The sequence below is a fragment of the Oleiphilus sp. HI0123 genome, assembly GCF_001635315.1.
In genome coordinates this window covers 1-671 of the sequence record NZ_LWGE01000694.1, presented here as the reverse complement: position 1 = coordinate 671, position 671 = coordinate 1, and the positions used below count along the sequence as shown (strand labels likewise).

The 671-nt window shown below is 42.5% G+C and carries 1 protein-coding gene; it reads left to right on the top strand.

Translation table 11 applies throughout. The features are described 5' to 3' along the window. Window positions 1-360: 360 nt before the first annotated feature. On the top strand, window positions 361-671 hold a 311-nt coding region (locus tag A3761_RS06265; protein WP_156491668.1), incomplete at its 3' end, for a hypothetical protein.

The window sequence follows — 671 nt, the reverse complement described above, 5'->3', positions numbered from 1 at the left end:
AGCTCTATCGTGCTATCCGTGATGATGTCAATGAAACCCTAGGCATCGGATAAGCCCTCCAAGCCCAAACACCTAGGGATTTTGCCGATGATCAATCCGCTTCCTTAGGTCTTATGGGCTATTTCACAAGGTTTTACCTCAGTGTTACCTGTTGTTACCACTTTGGGATAATTTGTCATTCCTTTACTTGTTACAATCCTCGGGAATTTATTTAAGGCCCCTTTGTTTGTAACGACTAGGAATATTTGATGACGAATGATATATGGATGAACCTTGGTATACAGAACTCTTTCTCGCAAGATTATGGGCTGTTGTACGATAATTTGGCACTAACGGCCAGTGCACTTGCGGGTTTTTTTAATGCTATTGCTCTTACATAGAGTATCGTCGCTGTACCGTGCAAGTCAGCTAAGCAGGCATGAAACTGAAGAGGGTAACGCTGTAGGGTTCTCATCCCAATTAATTGATTTTGCTCAGTTTCATATTAATAGTGTTCATCAAGGGGCTGGAGAGAAACGAGTATTTGAGGATCAAGAAAACCGAAGTGAAGTTGGTTTGTTTTTTATTGGGGCAGTAGAGTTTGTCGTTAAGATGAATGGCTTGTCGTCAAAGCAGCGGCATATGCTTATTGTGGAGCTGCTTCGAGAGAGTCTGGGCTTTTCTGCAAAGGA